The sequence below is a fragment of the Shewanella sp. M16 genome (assembly GCF_018224605.1).
GTDB lineage: Bacteria > Pseudomonadota > Gammaproteobacteria > Enterobacterales > Shewanellaceae > Shewanella > Shewanella oncorhynchi.
This window is the reverse complement of sequence record NZ_JAGTUL010000015.1, coordinates 26,211-43,244: the sequence shown is the minus strand read 5'-3', so window position 1 is coordinate 43,244 and position 17,034 is coordinate 26,211. Positions and strand designations below refer to the sequence as shown.

Genomic DNA, 17,034 nt, shown 5'->3' with positions numbered 1-17,034 from the left:
GTCATGGAACGACTTTAGCTCGCAGATAAAAATCAAGCTGTGAAATGCCGCCAAACTCTGGTTTATGCCCAGAGGGAATCGGCTAATTTAGTGATGTATCTCCCAAGACCTAGGCTTAAAATTGAGCCCACTCTGCACCCAGCTTAAGCTGATAGCATGCTTACCGCCCCACAAGGAACACAATGTCGATAAAATTGCCACTCTATCTAGTCGATGACGATGAAGCGATTCTGGATTCACTGGGCTTTATGCTCGGACAATTTGGCTATCAAGTGCAAACCTTCAACAGCGGCCGCGACTTCCTTGAGCACTGTGCATTATCACAGGCGGGCTGCGTGATTTTAGATAGCCGAATGCCGGAAATCACCGGCCAAGAAGTGCAGCAAAAATTACTGGAAACCCACAGCCCGCTAGGCGTGATATTTCTCACTGGCCACGGCGATTTACCTATGGCGTTAAGCGCCTTTCGTAAGGGAGCCTGCGATTTTTTTCAAAAACCCGTATCGGGTAAGGCATTAGTACAAGCGATTGAAAAGGCACAGCGTGAAAGCCAAGCTGCCTTCGAGCAGCAAAGTCTGCAGCATAAGTTTGACCAACTGACCGAGCGCGAACAGCAAGTGTTAGCCCATGTGATCCAAGGCATGACTAACAAGCAAATATCGGAGGCGATGTTTTTATCCCTGCGCACGATTGAAGTACACCGCGCAAAAATCATGAAAAAGCTCGAAGTGAACAATATGGCAGAGCTAGTGCAGCACTTAGGCAATCTGAATTCTGTCTTATAAGTCAATCACCCGTGGTCACTAAACAATCGTTAAGCCTTCTCGCCACGCATAAGGATTTAACCGTTAAACCCTTTTTACCCCGCCCATTCAAGATACCGTAACTACACAGTTTTCATCCAGCCTGCGACAAGCTGTCGCAGTTTGCGCATTTGGCTTTGTTAAATATCGTATCAGCCCGCACAATCACACCATAGGTTCCTTCCTTTGTGCCCCGCAGGCGCTCAAGAAATCCACTGCTTTTTGAACCTCCACCCGAGGGTAACTATACCCTCGGGGATTTTTTTGCTTCCATCTGCGAATGCCTTCCTCCAAGATAACAACTAAAGTGGAAATGTAACGATCCAATTCTAGTTCCGTCTGCAAAGCAGTTATATACTTTCCAACCGTCTCAAATAATAAGAATCATGGAAGAGCGAATGTTCAAACCTTTACAGCTTTAGCACCTTAGTCTTGACCTGTATGAGTGGCTGCGTTGGGCCGCTTAATTCAAAATGTGATACAAATTCCCCCTACAGCAAACAAGAATGCAATGCAGCCGATGCCGCAGTTTATGTTGCAGCCGCCATATTGGAAGGCCCAGATAAAGGTCAAATGTGTAACGATATGTCAGGCAAAGCAAAACAAGACTGCCTCGCTCAACAGCAGGCACTGAAAGAATCATTAGAGAAACACGCTCGAAAATAGCATTTAGGAAGATGAATGAAAGCCTCCGTTTTTATTGCCGCGACCCTCGACGGTTATATCGCAACGCCCGATGGGGATATCGACTTTTTAAATCAGCACCCCAGTACTAATCCCGATGAAGACTTTGGTTATCATGCCTTTATCGACACTATCGATGCGATTGTAATGGGACGAAAAAGCTTTGAAAAAGTCCTCTCCTTCGATTGCGATTGGCCCTATGTAAATATCCCAGTGTTTGTATTAAGTCGCAGCGGTGTAACAGTACCGGCGGCGTTAAGTGAGCACGTGCAAGTGCTTAATGGCGATGCGGTAAATATCAGCAAACAACTCAGAGAGCGTGGCTTCAAACATCTCTATATCGATGGCGGCCAAACAATCCAAGGCTTTTTAGCGGCGGGGCTAATTCAGGAACTCACGCTCACTCGTATCCCCACTTTACTGGGTAAAGGTATTCCCCTCTTTGGCGACTTAGCTCAAGCGATTCAATTAATGCCAATTCACACGCAGCAGTACGACAATGGCTACGTACAAACCCGCTATCGTGTTATAGACAAAATGGCTTTATAAGCCGTTTACATTCGGCTGATTGCATTGAAGGGTGAAGTGATGGCTTGCCATCTTGCTGCATAACCATGTAACAGCAATGTTAAACAACTAAATATTATCAATGGCTTACTGATTGCAAATCAAAGTTCCGTTAGAATATTGTCCTCTAACAAATAGGTGAGCAATATGAGTCGTTTGCAGTCATCGAAAGGTTTTACATTAATTGAGTTGGTTGTGGTCATTATCATCCTTGGGATCTTGGCCGTCGTCGCAGCACCACGGTTTTTAAACCTAGGCCAAGATGCTCACGATGCCAGAGCCAAAACCGCATTTGCGGCCTTTGCCTCTGGTGTTAAGCTTTATCACAGTTGCTGGCTTGCGGGCGGTAACTCTGGTTATACCCAAGATCTCGCCTGTTATGGTGACGGAAAACTCGACTCGACCACCACAGGATTTCCACTAGGAATAGAGACTGCAACCGCTGATGCCGGTGCTAAATTGCAGGGCGATTATTGTGGTCAGTTATGGCAAGGTCTTTTGGCTAATAATGAATTTGTCATTGCCGATCAATACTCTTGGCGCACAGTTCCCAATGTCGACATTGTTTACTGGTATGGTGCCGTCGACATAAAAGATCCCAATGCTTACTGCATTTTCAATTATGTCTCGGACGATCGCAGCTTCGGCAGTGAAAACTGGGATCTTAAATACTATCCCTTCGATGGCCGCACTATTGTAGGTCGATCCACCCTTTCCCAGTAAGCGCTTATTTTTATTGCTAAAGGAGCGCGAAAGATCGCAAACTCCTTTGGCATTTGCCGCGATTACTTGAATTATTGTCATCCATCCCCATATATATCCCATCATCCACCGCAACTTTTGCTGCGGGCCAGAAGAGGATTCATTGTGACCACTATCGTATCAGTACGCCGTAATAATCAAGTTGTCATCGCCGGCGATGGCCAAGTCTCCCTAGGCAATACCGTCATGAAAGGTAACGCCAAAAAAGTGCGTCGCTTATATCACAACAAGGTACTGGCAGGTTTTGCAGGCGGCACCGCCGATGCTTTCACCCTATTCGAGCGTTTCGAAGCAAAACTCGAAATGCACCAAGGCCATTTATTGCGCTCGGCCGTTGAGCTCGCCAAAGATTGGCGTACCGACCGTATGCTGCGTAAACTCGAAGCCCTGTTAGTCGTGGCCGATGCGGAAACCTCGCTGATCATCACAGGTAATGGTGATGTCGTTCAGCCAGAACACGACTTAGTCGCCATTGGTTCAGGCGGCAACTATGCCCAAGCGGCGGCCCTTGCACTATTGCAAAATACTGAGCTGTCAGCCTTAGAAATCGCCGAAAAATCCCTGACTATTGCTGCGGATATCTGCGTATTCACCAATCAATTCAAAACGATTGAAGAACTCAATTACTAAACAGCCCGTGAGGAATATTATGTCTGAAATGACCCCCCGTGAGATTGTCCACGAGCTGGATGCACACATTATTGGCCAACAAAAGGCCAAACGCTCTGTTGCTGTCGCCCTGCGCAACCGCTGGCGCCGGATGCAACTTGACGCGGATTTCCGTCAAGAAGTCACCCCAAAAAATATTCTGATGATTGGCCCAACGGGCGTTGGTAAAACTGAAATTGCCCGCCGTTTAGCCAAGCTGGCGAACGCGCCTTTTATCAAGGTCGAAGCGACTAAATACACTGAAGTGGGTTATGTCGGTAAGGAAGTCGAGCAAATCATCCGCGACTTGACCGATATCGCCATCAAGCTGACCCGCGAGCAGCAAATGGGCAAATGTCGCCAACGCGCCGAAGAAAATGCCGAAGAGCGTATTCTCGATGCCCTGTTGCCTAAGCCGAAAAACGACTGGGAAAGCACTGAAACCGATTCCAACTCAAATACCCGTCAAGTCTTCCGCAAAAAACTACGCGAAGGCCAATTAGACGATAAAGAAATCGATATCGATGTGGCCCAACCGCAAATTGGTGTTGAAATCATGTCGCCTCCAGGCATGGAAGAAATGACCAACCAGCTGCAAAGTCTGTTTAAAAACATGGGCCAAGCACCAGCAAAACGTCGCAAGATGAAGATCAAAGAAGCCTTTAAGCTATTGATCGAAGAAGAAGCGGCAAAACTGGTCAATCAAGAAGATTTAAAAGAACAAGCCATTGAAATGGTTGAGCAACACGGCATAGTGTTCCTCGACGAAATCGACAAAATCTGTAAGCGCGGCGAAACCTCAGGCCCAGACGTTTCCCGTGAAGGCGTACAACGTGACTTACTGCCGCTGATCGAAGGCTGCACAGTCACCACAAAACACGGCATGGTAAAAACCGACCACATACTGTTTATCGCCTCTGGCGCATTCCAGATGTCTAAACCGTCGGATTTAATTCCTGAATTACAGGGTCGTTTACCGATCCGTGTCGAGCTAGATGCGCTATCAGCCAATGATTTTAAACGCATTCTAACCGAGCCACACGCCTCGCTCACCGAGCAATATATCGCGCTGATGGGCACAGAAGGCGTGAAAGTTGAATTCAGCGAATCGGGTATCGACAGCATTGCGAAAGCCGCATGGCAAGTGAACGAGCGCACCGAAAACATCGGCGCCCGTCGTTTACACACAGTGATGGAAAGGCTGATGGAAGATATCTCCTACGAGGCATCGGAAAAATCGGGCTCCGCCTTTGTTATCGACGCCGACTATGTCAGCGCCCACTTAGACAACTTAGTCCAAGACGAAGATCTCAGCCGCTTTATCCTCTAGTACTAAACCGTTCACCGCCAAGCTCAAACGACTTGGCGGTAAACGACTCAAATGCAAAAGTGTGACTTAAACGAAAAAGCCTGACCAAGGCTCTCGCTTACCCTTTGTATCCTTGGCCGCGAGTGGTTACATTAGTCAGGTGTTATTTTAATGAGTCGTTATCCTATCCTTAGCATTTTCTTGGTAGCCAACCTATGACCACAGCAACGCCCAATGTCACCGATCTTAAACTGAAACGTAAATCGCGCATTCTAGAAATCAGTTTCGATAATGGTGAGCAATATCAGCTCAGCTGCGAGATGCTCAGAGTCTACTCGCCCTCGGCCGAAGTGCATGGTCACGGTAATCCAAAGCTGGTCACCCACAAGAAAAACGTCAACATCAGTGCCATAGAACCCGTCGGCAACTACGCAGTAAAAATTGTCTTCGATGACGGCCACGACACAGGCCTATTCTCGTGGAAAGTACTCTACGATCTCGCCACCCACCAAGTGGATCTATGGGAAAAATACCTCGCCCGCCTACGCGCCGAAAAAGCCTCACGCGAACCGCTGATCGCGATGAATATAAAGTACAACTAGTACGTTAGGTGCATAGACGCTTAATTGTGCGATGTAAACTCTAGAAACAGAGAATTTAACAATGGGTAGCTTGTGAAGCTGTGAGTTCTCTTACTGACTTGAGTATCAAAGGAAAGACCATGTCGGAAAAAATCCCCTGCCAAGAATGTAACACCTTAATCCTTCCGAGTACCGCCGAAAAAAATGAGGGTTTATGCATGCCCTGCAAAAATGGCATACGTGCAAACCTCGAGCGTGCGAAGGAATACTACCAACAAGAGCGTGAACTCGATAAAACCTGTCCCTTTCGAGCCTTTTGGCGAGATCTTGTTGTAAAGGTACATAACAAAGATCAAGGTTTTTATACGCTTAGACCAGAGGAACAAAACTACTATGCGGTGAACTGCTTATCTGGCGAGGTCTATAATGGTGGATTTATTCAGTATTTCGACAACTCTTCAGGTGAGCATTACGCCTTCGCTGAACGTGGACTTATCCAAATGGGAGCAAGCCACTCGTTAAACTTACTGCACCAAGCAAAACAGGCCGTGTTTGGCGAAAAGCCAGTACCAATCGACAGAGATCGTCGTTTAGCCGCCACCGATAACCAAGACCTGTACAGCGTACTCGATAAGCTCGATGACGAGTTTTATAAAGATCTAGATGCTCTCGATGCCAAGCTTAAAAGCTACGCCCTTGATTACGGACTAGTGAATAAGACTTAACTGGCGATTGCCGGTAATCACTTAAAGATAAAGGCTATCCTTGACAGAAATAAGCATAATTGAGCCTATCTTGCTGACCCCATACCGCAGTCCAGCCATTCACATCGCTCATATAAGCGAAATAAATAGACTGCGTTTTAAGACAAACATCTTGAAATGGCGCTTTATTTTCATTAATAAAATGCGCCGACCTAACCAGCACATCGGTACAAACGTCTTCATCCTCCACTAACCAAATAAAATCATCACGCCATTCATCCAATGCTATCGCCGCCTCTGGGGAATAGAGTTTCAACTTATCTTGCGCGAGTACCATTTGCTCGGGAGTCACAGAACATGAAACCGCCAACTTATCAAATACACCTGAGCCGCCAGCCCAAAAAGACAAATCAAATTCCAACCTATCCTCTAGCGGCGTAAAACCCAATAAATTTTCGATAATCATCAAACTTTTAGCTAAATCGGCATCAGGTCTTTGATAACGCTTTTCAATCCCATCATATTCCCGCATACAAACTAAGCTCCTGCTGCGTTAAGTAACGCATTAAAATTGAGTAACATACTATAAAATAATAACTTTTTGATCAATGCACCCAACGATTAAGACTATTACGCCAGTGACTCGCCAACTTTGATTTAAAAATGAGTTATCCCTAAGCGCTTGATGGCGCCATTTGCAGCATAAGGAAGCGCGAACACTGCGATCACATGGTCAAGGATAATGGAATGAAAATTATCAGGCCTACCATTTTAAATCAGCAACTTCATCAAGTAAGGCCAGTGATTTAAACCGTCCCTCCTAAAAGCGGCCTGTACAGTTATCTTCTTGATTTGCTTGTCTTGCTATTAGCTCATTCAAACATCGCACTCTTTTGAAAACTTAGGCATGATATATCGCATAATCGCCTGCGGTAAATTGCGATTGAATGCTTTAATCGGTTGACCTCATGCGCCTCAACTAGCTCTCCTTAAACGGATTTTTGCGTTAACTTATCGCCTTTAAACAACTTATGTCACTGCTCAAGTACTTCGCGGTCAGTCCAACGATTGGCACTGTCGATATCGGCTGGCAACACCACATGCAGATAATTCGACATCACCGCAAAGGCTGCAACATCGATAGCAAAAACGGCTTCAAGTTCAAACAGTAGTGACTCAACCCAACTACGGCGATGGTCATAATTTTTCCCAGAATAGGCATTATCGCCACATAAAAAAGCACGCCGCACAACGCGGCTATAGCAATGGTAATAGGGAATGTCTTCAAGGCTTATCTGAATTCTGAGAGGACGCGGCATATAAACCTCCTTGTTTAATGCTTAATCAAAGCATAGTCGGAGGTTAACTACCACGCCATTTAAGCTGGGAGTCTTGAAAACAGCTTCTTTGTAGGCAACCTGAAAGTGCATTATATTGTTGCTCTAAAATGGATGGCCAGATTTATTATTAGCCCTGCATATGTGATAAAACAGTTAAACCTTCGCTGGAAACAAATCTTAGAAATGGAGTATTGTCAGTGACAACGAGAACGGAATTACTCAATAAATTAAGCGCCTTATCGACCGCCGATCCAGAGCACTGTCCGGTAGTGACATTAAATGAGTACTTTTTAGAAAACGAAGATGAAGAGTCTATCGCACCCAATAATTGGGGTTATGGTCGACCATCCATCAAAGAAATCTATCGTTGCTTGAAAGAAATCGAACATAGGTCAGATGTGCAAGGTGTTTATGTTGGGATGCACGATGAATGGTCCGAAGCACTTGAGGATGATGAGCTATGGCCTGCAGCTGAGAACATTCATATTCTTACCTGTGCGCCTCTGGCGGAAGTGGAAGAATGGATTGAAGGAATCGCGGCAGATGGAATGGGGACAGGCTGGCCCTATGGCGAACATCAACTATCCCCTAAGCCGTATGCTGGCTATCATGTCTATACAGTATATTGGGATTAGTGGTTAGCTATCTCACTGTTTATGTGAATTTTATTGCATCAGACAACCCAAAAGCATCGGTCTAGGCCGATGTTTTATATCTAAGGATGCCAATCTCATTTTTGTAATATAAAACGTGCTTCACCAGCCTTATTATATGAATTAGCTCGTGTTATTTAGACTCCCATTGTTAAATTTTAAAAATGGAGTGTTAGTACTCTTTTTAAATACTAACAAACAACACTAAAACTTCAGAAGTTCACCTTCACCTGCAAAGTTGCTGAAGGGCGTTGAAGAAAATCGCATGAGCGAGGCATGGATGCCGAGTTAGCTTTCGGATTCTTTATTTAATTAATAGGGATGTACCACCGTAAGCGTTAGCGATTTTGAATAAGCACGAAGCCCTGCTTATAAATAAAGAGTTAATGCATGTAACTTCGCTAGGGTGAGTGCTGCGAAACAGCGGTACGAACGAGAGCCAAGGATGGCGAACTGGCAGTTAGACATGGACGTTGTTCGGCAAGGGCTCTTGATTGAAAATCAAGGGGTGCCCCCCGACTTTGCTTTAAAAGCTATCAAACCAAGTTCAGATAAACCTCCTTGTCGAAATCACGACAAATACCCTGCTTTGTGATCCTCACTGCAACCCAATTCGTAATGTCCGGCAATATCCCATCGCGAAATGCTTAACCGCGAAAGTCATTCAACGAGTCCACTTAATGCAATTACAGCAATTCCATACAGTCAGGTTAATTTTAGGCGATCAACTCAATGCCCAGCATTCTTGGTTTAACCGCGTTGATGATCAAGTACTGTATGTGATTGCAGAACTGCACCAAGAAAACACTTATGTGACGCACCATGTGCAAAAGATATGTGCCTTCTTTGCGGCAATGGCGCAATTTGCCCAAGAGCTGCGGGCGCAAGGGCACCAAGTGCTCTATCTCACCCTTGATGACACCTTCAATAACACTCAGGGCTATAGCGATCTACTGGGGCTCATTCAACATCAAGTGACGCAGGTTGGCGCGATCAAGTTTGAATACCAAAGGCCAGATGAATACCGCCTGCTTGAGCAATTGAGCCAACTTAAGCTCAATACTGCCGTGGTGAACTGTGTCGATACAGAGCACTTTATCTTACCCTTTGACGAAATCGATGCGCAGTTCCCCGTCGGCAAACACATTATGATGGAGCACTTTTATCGCCGCATGCGTAAACGTTACAACATCTTGATGCAAGACGCAAAACCACTCGGCGGGCAGTGGAACTTTGATGCCAGCAACCGTCAAAAGCTTAAAACTCAGGATATAAAAGTCTTGCCTGAGCCATTAATGTTTAGCCTCGATGTAACTGAAATTCTCGCTAGGCTTGAGCGTCACCAAATCCCGACCATGGGTCGTATTGATGCGCCATTGCTGTGGCCGATAAACCGTGCGCAAAGCCTCGAATTATTAACGTATTTTTGTCAGGTTTGCTTGCCTTCCTTTGGCCGTTTTCAAGATGCCATGACAGCGCAACATCCCGCCAAGTGGAGCTTGTACCATAGTCGACTATCATTCAGCCTTAACAGTAAATTAATCAGCCCGTTAGAAGTCATCAATGCGGCCATCGACAGTTATCAAACGAATGCTGAGATTGATATCGCCCAAGTTGAAGGGTTTGTACGACAGATATTAGGTTGGCGAGAATATGTTCGCGGCATTTACTGGGCCAATATGCCGCAGTACGCCAGCACTAATGCTCTCGATGCCCATGGGACGCTGCCCGATTATTTTTGGCATGGCGACACTAAGATGAGCTGCATGCGACAAGCCTTATCCCAATCATTAGATTTTGCCTACGCCCATCATATTCAGCGCTTAATGGTGATCGGCAATTTCTGCTTATTAACCGAAATCGAGCCAAATCAAGTCGATGAGTGGTATTTAGGCGTGTATGTTGACGCCATCGAATGGGTTGAAATGCCCAACACCCGCGGCATGGCATTGTTTGCCGACGGCGGCATTGTCGGCACTAAACCCTACGCCGCCAGCGGCTCTTACATTAATAAAATGAGTGATTATTGCAGCGGGTGTCATTACAAAATAAAAGAGCGCAGCGGTGCACTTGCCTGTCCGTTCAATAGCTTTTATTGGCATTTTATGGAAAAACACCGCGCGCGATTGTCGCAAAATCCTAGGATCGGCATGCTATACCAGACTTGGGACAAAATGGACGAGTCCGTAAGAAGCGCCATATTAGCCACAGCGGAACACAACCTCGTTCATCTAAACCGTTTGTAGCGAAGTAATGCTAAGCGTAACTCATTGATATAGTAACTCATTGATATAAATAGCTTGATATAGATATTTGGATAGGAGAGTTTGTGATGAAAGTACTTATCGTCGGCGGGAGTGGGGGTATTGGCAAAGCCATAGTTAAGCGAATTCAAGAAAACTATCCCAACGCAACCGTGCACGCCACCTACTGGCATCATCTTCCCCAAGACAGGCAGGAGAAAATCCAATGGCATGCATTAGATGTGACCAATGAAGCTGAGATTAAACAGCTAAGTGAACAACTCACTGAATTAGACTGGATTATTAACTGTGTCGGCATCTTACACACCCAAGATAAAGGGCCAGAAAAAAGCCTACAGTCACTTGATATCGACTTTTTCCAGCACAATTTAACGCTCAATACCCTACCAAGCATCATGTTGGCAAAGCACTTTGCTAAGGCATTAACACAAAGTCACTCGGCAAGGTTTGCGGTGATATCGGCGAGAGTCGGCAGTATTACCGATAATAAATTAGGAGGCTGGTACAGCTATCGCACCTCAAAAGCCGCGCTGAATATGTTTCTCAAAACACTGTCGATTGAGTGGCAACGCACCATGAAACACGGCGTGGTGTTGTCTCTGCATCCGGGCACGACAGACACGCCATTATCTCAGCCATTTCAACAGAGTGTCCCCAAAGGCAAACTGTTTACACCTGAGTATGTCGCAAACTGCTTACTGCCCATCATAGCCAATGCTACACCCGCACAAACAGGGCGTTTTTTTGCCTACGATGGCACAGAGTTACCTTGGTGAAATAAGCTGAAGAGCAAGTCAAGCAGCGGCAACTCCGATGGAGTCTTTCTAAGTTAATAAATCAAAGCCGAGGATCTCAACCCCTTGATAGGATGATGCCTACCAACGCACAGACCCATCCTTAACCAAGCCTTTTCAAGGACACTGAAAAATAAACAATTGAAATAAATCATTAAATTATTTTAAAACACTCAAGTGCATCACCCTTCCGCTTGGCTAAATCCCTATTACCCAAAAGTCCTAATTCAGATTTAAAAGCGTCTAAATGAACGTTGAAGATAGTTCCTTTGTACGATTGTTAACGCTTTTACATTTAAATAACATCTAGAGTCATGCGGTTATTCACGCTTTGCACAGAATAAAAATCTGAGAATTCCCGCCTGAGCAACAGCTCATTCTATGCGGCCATGGCAGAGGGATGCCGACGACCCTGTAGAAATCACAATAAAAAAACGCTCGCCCGAGCCAGTTAAGCTGTATGGCATTCCAACGTTATTTACAAAACGGAAAAAGGATTTCAAGCATGATGCTAAACAAAAAACTGTCGCTACTCTTCATTGCTGTGTCGGCCACTTTAGGCACATCCGCATTTGCTGCCGATGTTGTCGATGTCGGTGCTCTTAGAAGCGCGTCTTCAAGCAATAACTTAGTGTCTCAGTTCAGCTTAGACGCAGGTAGCCAACTCAAAGTAGAGAAAAAACTCAACCTAGGTCAAGGCAAGCAAAAACAACGTTTACAACAATATTTCCATGGCGTACCTGTTTATGGTTTCTCTGTTGCGACGTCACAATCGAGCATGGGCTTTTACAGCGACATGTCTGGCCGCGTATTAAAAAATATTGAAAAGTCGGCTGATTTTGTCAAACCCACTTTAACGGCTAACAAAGCGTTAGATATTGCGATCCGTGGCAAGTCTGACAAAGCCGTTGCAAGCCTAAAAGCTGAAAACAAACAAGCAAAATTATGGCTTTACCTCGATGATGCCGCTAAAACTCGCCTCGTTTATGTGACGTCTTTTGTGGTATATGGCGATGAGCCAAGCCGTCCATTCACTATGATTGACGCACACTCAGGTGAAGTGCTCAAGCGTTGGGAAGGGATTAACCACGCTGCAACCGGCACAGGTCCAGGCGGTAACATCAAGACTGGCCAATACGAATACGGTACGGATTTCTCTTACTTAGACGTTGAAGTGAGCGGTGACACTTGCACCATGAACTCACCTAACGTGAAAACCGTTAACCTAAACGGTGCCACATCAGGCGCCACACCCTTCTCTTATACTTGTCCGCGCAATACAGTCAAAGAGATCAACGGTGCTTACTCGCCATTAAACGATGCGCACTACTTCGGCAACGTGATCTACAAGATGTATAGCGAGTGGTACAACACTGCACCGTTAACCTTTCAGTTAACGATGCGAGTTCACTACAGCAACAACTACGAAAACGCTTTCTGGGACGGCAGTGCTATGACCTTCGGTGATGGCGCAACAACCTTCCACCCATTAGTGAGCTTAGATGTCTCGGCACACGAAGTGAGTCACGGTTTCACTGAACAAAACTCAGGGCTGGTTTACGCAGATCAATCTGGCGGCATGAACGAAGCCTTCTCAGATATGGCGGGTGAAGCCGCTGAATTTTACATGCACGGCACAAACGACTGGTTAGTCGGCGCCGATATCTTTAAAGGCAGTGGTGCACTGCGCTACATGGCAGATCCAACCTTAGACGGTATCTCAATCGGTCATATCGACGATTACTATGATGGCATCGACGTGCACCACAGTTCAGGTGTATTCAATAAAGCTTTCTACACTTTAGCTAACTTACCAGGTTGGGATACGCGCAAAGCATTCCAAACATTCGTAGTCGCTAACCAATTATATTGGACGGCGGACAGCTTATTCTGGCAAGGCGCTTGTGGTGTAAAATCGGCCGCAACTGACTTAGGCTTAAGTGCTGACGATGTGGTTACTGCGTTTGCCGCTGTGGGTATCACACCTTGTGAAACGCCACCACCACCGCCACCACCAGAAGCTACTGAACTCGCCAACGGTGTTGCTGTGACAGGTTTAGCGGGTGCGTCAGGTAGCAAAAAATACTACAAACTAGATGTCGCTAGCGGTGCAACTAACCTGAGCTTCAATATGTCAGGCGGCACAGGTGATGCGGACATGTATGTTAAATTTGGTCAAGCGCCGACGTCTAGCAGCTATGACTGTCGTCCATACAAGTCAGGTAATGCCGAAAGCTGTGCTATTGATCCTGCTCAAACGGGAACTTATTGGGTGATGGTCAGCGGCTATAGCAGCTACACAGGTGTGAGCCTAGTGGGTGCTTATGACGGCGATGACACACCAAACCAAGCTCCAACTGCAGGCTTTACTGCAAGCTTTGCTAACGGTAACGGCAGCTTCACAAGCACCAGTACTGACAGCGATGGCGACCTGACGTCATGGAACTGGGATTTTGGTGATGGTACAAATGCCGCAGGTGCGAGTGTCAATCATCAGTATGCCCAGTCAGGCAGCTACACAGTCACACTGACTGTAACTGACAACGATGGCGCAACAGCAAGCACTTCGGCAGAATTTGCGGTTGAAGTGCCAGAAGTGGCGTTAGAAATGACAGTGAAAAACGCTAACAAATCTCGTCGCGGTAGCATACGTGTTGCACTCGAATGGGATGGTCACAACGCTGATGAGTACACTATCTTCCGTAACGGTGTTGCGGTGGGTACTTCAAGCAGCTCATCGTTTATTGACCGTTTCACCGACCTAGCTGGCGCAAGCTTCACCTATAAAGTATGTGAAACTAACGGCCCTTGCTCAAACGAAGAAACCGTTACTTTTTAATCGCATAACCTAATCGTGCAATGGCGCTAGCATAAAATCCTAGCGCTAATTCATCGATTCACTTCTCGTTTTCTTGTTAATGCCACTCAGCCCTTTTGAGTGGCATTTTTTATGGTCAAACGGCTCAGCCTCAGTACCTCATAAGGTTTGCCTTAAGCTGTTGCCTGTTGCTCCTTGCCCACACGTGGATGAATCGTTACTTCAAATGTCCACTTTCACCCACTGGTTTCTTCAGCAATTTACGTTGTAACGTCCGACGATGCATTCCCAATTGGCGAGCCGTGGCGGACACATTGCCTTGGTTAGCATTGAGCACTTGCTGAATATGCTCCCACTCCAAACGCTTAGGATTAAGTGGCGAATCGTCGACTTCATCTTCTTGAAGAGTATGGGAATGCCCATCCATTTCCAGTGCGGCGAGCAAGGTTTGGGTATCCACAGGTTTAGCTAAATAATTATCGGCGCCGAGACGAATCGCTTCCACCGCAGTGGCGATACTGGCGTAGCCGGTGAGTAACACCATAGTCACCTTGGGCAGCAGATGACGCAGCGGCACAATTAACCCTAGGCCATTGGCTTCGGCAAGCTTCATATCTAAAAGAATATGGCTAGGACGAAACTCCCGCGCCACCAGCAGCGCATCACTGGCATCATGGGTTAATCGGCATTCAAAGCCATGGCGTGTTAATCGGCGGCCTAAAATACTCGCAAGGGAAAGGTCATCCTCTACAATCAACAAACGTTTCATGAACTTACCTCGTCACTAGCCTTAGTCTTGTGTGATACAGACGGCGCCGGCGCCCTTAATATAGTGAAACGAATTTGTGCCACAGTGCCACCTTGGGGATGATTAGCCAAAATCAACTCTGCACCCAAACGCTCTAAACTGGCATGACTGAGTAGCAAAGCAACCCCTAAACCCTTGGGACTTTCTATGAGTAAGGTGCCCAACTGTGGCAATAAATCGGGCGCGATACCAGTGCCATAATCGCGGATCTGCAAGTAGATCTGCTCTTCGTTTGGCGCTATATCTAAACTGATACCCACCTGCGGCGCACCTATGGTTTCGGCGCTGGCGCGGGCAGCATTTTCAATCAAGGCCATGATGGCTGGCGTTAAGCTCATATCAGTCAGAATACTTTGCTCTGCCAGTTGTTCTGGCATACAAGTAATCAACCAATTCAGTTCAGTTTGCGGCATTAACAACAAGGTTTTTTGCTTCAAACTGTCCACCAACTCAATGATCTTTAGTGGGCGCTGGCGGCGATCGCGGATCGACTCCGTCGCTAATCTCAACTCGGCAAGCGTATGTTCACAGCGACCTAACGCAGTTTCCATCTCGACAATCGTTATCGAGGTATCGCTCATGTCTTCTTTTACTTCGTCGAGTAATAACCTCAGACTCGAGAGCGGCGTAGCAAGTTGATGTGCCATCTGCGCCGATACTGTGCCTAGGGCTAAGAGTTGCTCCTGACGCAATTGCCCTTCGCGCATATAGGCTAACTGCGCATCTTGGCGGCGCATACGCTTAGTGATTAACGCCACGCTGGTTGTCATCACCAATGCTGAAATCACAAAGTTGAACCACATGCCTAAATAGTGGGAACTCATGTCCATACCGTGGTGCTGCATAGGGGATTCGGGCACAGTAAAGATCATCAGGCTGTAGGCAAAGGTTGAAATTGCCGTCAGTGCCCAAGGCGCCCAGATTGGCAAAGTCACAGCCGCAAGTGCAATCGGCAACAGTAATAACGAAATAAACGCATTGGTCGCGCCGCCGGAAAAGTGCAACCAAGATATCCAAAATAATGTGTCTAAGCTGAGCGCAATAAAAAGGCCGCGCTCCTTAGCAAATAAGGGTTTACGTAGCGCCAATGTGAGCGAAAGGTATAACACCTCTAGCACTAACACATGCACTAACGGCTCCATTTGCAGGCTAAGACCAAAAGTATCGGCGGCAAACGTGGTTAAGCCTATTTGCAGCAACAAACCTAAGGTTCGCAGTAATGCGACTTGGTCGGCAGCCTGTAGACTGGTCCCTAAGATCTTAGCCATGGCGATTCCTACAGAGTGAGTCCGAGCGTGGCAAGTGCACAACTCGATTGTTCTAATGCTTGGCGCACGCCAGTGGCAAAATTGATTTCAGAACTAATCCCCAGCGCAGCTAAACGCGCACAGCTTAAGGTGCAATCCCTTGGCCGCTTGGCGTTATCTGTCGGCGTCGACTCAGGCGTTAAGTGCGCTGTACTGAGTTGTAAAATCTCTCCTAAGGTCAACAACATCTGATACTTAGTCATAGTCTCTGCGGCGCTAAAATGATAAATCCCCTGCACGGTAGAATGTTCAATATGCTGTGCAATCATCTTGTCTATGGCTTGGGCAATATCGGTGGTCGAGGTTGGACTGCGTATCGCCCAATGATCAACACCCTGGGCGCGACGCTCAATCAATTGGTTAACCAGCACTAGCACAGCAGATTCACTCAGTTTTTCTACTTGGCCATAAAGGATTGGCAAGCGTAGCACAGCAAAATCAGCGCTAGTGTCTAGCACGATTTCTTCGCCCTTTAGCTTAGATTCACCATAAAAATTAACCGGATGAGTGACTGCATCTTCAGCGTACTTAGGTTGAGTGCCATCGAACACATAGTCAGTGGAAATATAGATAAGCCAAGCGTTATTGGCCTTAGCTGCCATAGCTAAGGCTTGGCTCGCGGTTAAGTTAAGCGCCAATGCCGCCTGCGGATTTTGCTCGGAGACATCGGGGCGACGCTCGGCGGCGCAGTGCACTATCACTTGCGGTTGCTCGCGGGCGATAAATGCCTCGACACCCAAAGGGGCGGTAAGATCGAGTTTATGCACTCGTTCACTTGCGCGGCTAAAACCCGTGGCGATAACCTCATGTCCTGTTAATTCAAGCTGTTTTACGACAGCTCTACCGAGTAGCCCAGTCGCCCCCGTGACCATAATCTTAGCCATATCGCCCCATTCAGTTTCAACGCATATTTATGGCTAACAATTCTAAAAGCTTTTCATATTCAACGCACTTGTTTACTCTTCTAAACCAAACTTACTTAGGGTTAACTC

The 17,034-nt window shown here is 46.6% G+C and carries 15 protein-coding genes and 1 pseudogene; 11 read left to right on the top strand and 5 right to left on the bottom strand.

Translation table 11 applies throughout. The features are described from left to right. Positions 1-182 precede the first annotated feature (182 nt). The 7 genes from KFE26_RS11735 to KFE26_RS11705 all read left to right on the top strand — a co-directional run bounded on the left by KFE26_RS11735 (position 183) and on the right by KFE26_RS11705 (position 6,079). Entirely contained in the window at positions 183-785 is a 603-nt protein-coding gene (locus tag KFE26_RS11735; protein WP_105251242.1) for a response regulator transcription factor, read from the top strand. Positions 786-1,484: 699 nt separating this feature from the next. Further along, positions 1,485-2,036, top strand: a complete 552-nt coding sequence (locus KFE26_RS11730; RefSeq protein ID WP_212600499.1) for a dihydrofolate reductase family protein — start codon at positions 1,485-1,487, stop codon at positions 2,034-2,036. A gap of 165 nt (positions 2,037-2,201) precedes the next feature. Further along, positions 2,202-2,777 carry a type II secretion system protein gene (locus KFE26_RS11725; RefSeq protein WP_113940110.1) on the top strand — a complete coding sequence of 192 codons (576 nt, stop codon included), beginning with the start codon at positions 2,202-2,204 and terminating at the stop codon, positions 2,775-2,777. Between the two features lie 144 nt (positions 2,778-2,921). Beyond that, the gene (gene hslV, locus KFE26_RS11720; protein ID WP_006083300.1) at positions 2,922-3,446 is read left to right on the top strand and encodes an ATP-dependent protease subunit HslV; all 525 of its coding nucleotides are present in this window, start codon (positions 2,922-2,924) and stop codon (positions 3,444-3,446) included. Between the two features lie 19 nt (positions 3,447-3,465). Beyond that, positions 3,466-4,794, top strand: a complete 1,329-nt coding sequence (hslU, locus tag KFE26_RS11715) for an HslU--HslV peptidase ATPase subunit (protein ID WP_105251238.1) — start codon at positions 3,466-3,468, stop codon at positions 4,792-4,794. A gap of 194 nt (positions 4,795-4,988) precedes the next feature. Continuing rightward, on the top strand, positions 4,989-5,375 hold the full coding sequence (locus KFE26_RS11710; RefSeq protein ID WP_063883307.1) for a gamma-butyrobetaine hydroxylase-like domain-containing protein: 387 nt from the start codon (positions 4,989-4,991) through the stop codon (positions 5,373-5,375). A 119-nt stretch (positions 5,376-5,494) separates the two neighbouring features. Then, positions 5,495-6,079 (top strand): DUF4375 domain-containing protein, encoded by a 585-nt coding sequence (locus KFE26_RS11705; RefSeq protein ID WP_212600498.1) that lies wholly within the window; start codon positions 5,495-5,497, stop codon positions 6,077-6,079. Between the two features lie 34 nt (positions 6,080-6,113). On the opposite strand, the gene KFE26_RS11700 is transcribed toward KFE26_RS11705, so the two are convergent. Next, positions 6,114-6,590: a hypothetical protein gene (locus tag KFE26_RS11700; RefSeq protein ID WP_113940112.1), complete on the bottom strand. Its 477-nt coding sequence runs from the start codon at positions 6,588-6,590 to the stop codon at positions 6,114-6,116. Positions 6,591-6,881: 291 nt separating this feature from the next. Then, positions 6,882-7,377, bottom strand: a pseudogene (locus KFE26_RS11695) (transposase); the annotation flags it as partial. Between the two features lie 218 nt (positions 7,378-7,595). Between KFE26_RS11695 and KFE26_RS11690 the strand changes: the two are divergent. From KFE26_RS11690 to KFE26_RS11675, 4 genes are all read left to right on the top strand, one after another. Further along, positions 7,596-8,033, top strand: coding sequence for a hypothetical protein (locus KFE26_RS11690; RefSeq protein WP_113940113.1), 438 nt, complete (start codon positions 7,596-7,598; stop codon positions 8,031-8,033). A gap of 698 nt (positions 8,034-8,731) precedes the next feature. Continuing rightward, positions 8,732-10,297 (top strand): cryptochrome/photolyase family protein, encoded by a 1,566-nt coding sequence (locus KFE26_RS11685; RefSeq protein ID WP_212600497.1) that lies wholly within the window; start codon positions 8,732-8,734, stop codon positions 10,295-10,297. 86 nt (positions 10,298-10,383) lie between these two features. Continuing rightward, positions 10,384-11,091, top strand: coding sequence for an SDR family oxidoreductase (locus tag KFE26_RS11680; RefSeq protein ID WP_212600532.1), 708 nt, complete (start codon positions 10,384-10,386; stop codon positions 11,089-11,091). Positions 11,092-11,614: 523 nt separating this feature from the next. Continuing rightward, on the top strand, positions 11,615-13,948 hold the full coding sequence (locus KFE26_RS11675) for a M4 family metallopeptidase (protein WP_212600496.1): 2,334 nt from the start codon (positions 11,615-11,617) through the stop codon (positions 13,946-13,948). A 196-nt stretch (positions 13,949-14,144) separates the two neighbouring features. Here the strand turns inward: KFE26_RS11675 and KFE26_RS11670 are convergent, their stop codons facing one another. Genes KFE26_RS11670 through KFE26_RS11660 form a run of 3 tightly spaced genes read right to left on the bottom strand, consistent with a single transcriptional unit; the run spans position 14,145 to position 16,926 of the window. Beyond that, positions 14,145-14,696, bottom strand: coding sequence for a response regulator transcription factor (locus KFE26_RS11670; RefSeq protein ID WP_105251231.1), 552 nt, complete (start codon positions 14,694-14,696; stop codon positions 14,145-14,147). Beyond that, positions 14,693-16,003 carry a sensor histidine kinase KdpD gene (locus tag KFE26_RS11665; protein ID WP_212600495.1) on the bottom strand — a complete coding sequence of 437 codons (1,311 nt, stop codon included), beginning with the start codon at positions 16,001-16,003 and terminating at the stop codon, positions 14,693-14,695. Before KFE26_RS11665 ends, KFE26_RS11670 begins: the two co-directional genes overlap by 4 nt. An 8-nt stretch (positions 16,004-16,011) precedes the next feature. Continuing rightward, on the bottom strand, positions 16,012-16,926 hold the full coding sequence (locus tag KFE26_RS11660; protein WP_212600494.1) for an SDR family oxidoreductase: 915 nt from the start codon (positions 16,924-16,926) through the stop codon (positions 16,012-16,014). Positions 16,927-17,034: the final 108 nt, after the last annotated feature.

Coding starts and splice junctions, on each gene's coding strand:
- KFE26_RS11735 (WP_105251242.1), top strand. CDS start 183: ATGTCGATAAAATTGCCACTCTATCTAGTCGATGACGATGAAGCGATT.
- KFE26_RS11730 (WP_212600499.1), top strand. CDS start 1,485: ATGAAAGCCTCCGTTTTTATTGCCGCGACCCTCGACGGTTATATCGCA.
- KFE26_RS11725 (WP_113940110.1), top strand. CDS start 2,202: ATGAGTCGTTTGCAGTCATCGAAAGGTTTTACATTAATTGAGTTGGTT.
- hslU (WP_105251238.1), top strand. CDS start 3,466: ATGTCTGAAATGACCCCCCGTGAGATTGTCCACGAGCTGGATGCACAC.
- KFE26_RS11710 (WP_063883307.1), top strand. CDS start 4,989: ATGACCACAGCAACGCCCAATGTCACCGATCTTAAACTGAAACGTAAA.
- KFE26_RS11705 (WP_212600498.1), top strand. CDS start 5,495: ATGTCGGAAAAAATCCCCTGCCAAGAATGTAACACCTTAATCCTTCCG.
- KFE26_RS11700 (WP_113940112.1), bottom strand. CDS start 6,590: ATGCGGGAATATGATGGGATTGAAAAGCGTTATCAAAGACCTGATGCC.
- KFE26_RS11685 (WP_212600497.1), top strand. CDS start 8,732: ATGCAATTACAGCAATTCCATACAGTCAGGTTAATTTTAGGCGATCAA.
- KFE26_RS11680 (WP_212600532.1), top strand. CDS start 10,384: ATGAAAGTACTTATCGTCGGCGGGAGTGGGGGTATTGGCAAAGCCATA.
- KFE26_RS11675 (WP_212600496.1), top strand. CDS start 11,615: ATGATGCTAAACAAAAAACTGTCGCTACTCTTCATTGCTGTGTCGGCC.
- KFE26_RS11670 (WP_105251231.1), bottom strand. CDS start 14,696: ATGAAACGTTTGTTGATTGTAGAGGATGACCTTTCCCTTGCGAGTATT.
- KFE26_RS11665 (WP_212600495.1), bottom strand. CDS start 16,003: ATGGCTAAGATCTTAGGGACCAGTCTACAGGCTGCCGACCAAGTCGCA.
- KFE26_RS11660 (WP_212600494.1), bottom strand. CDS start 16,926: ATGGCTAAGATTATGGTCACGGGGGCGACTGGGCTACTCGGTAGAGCT.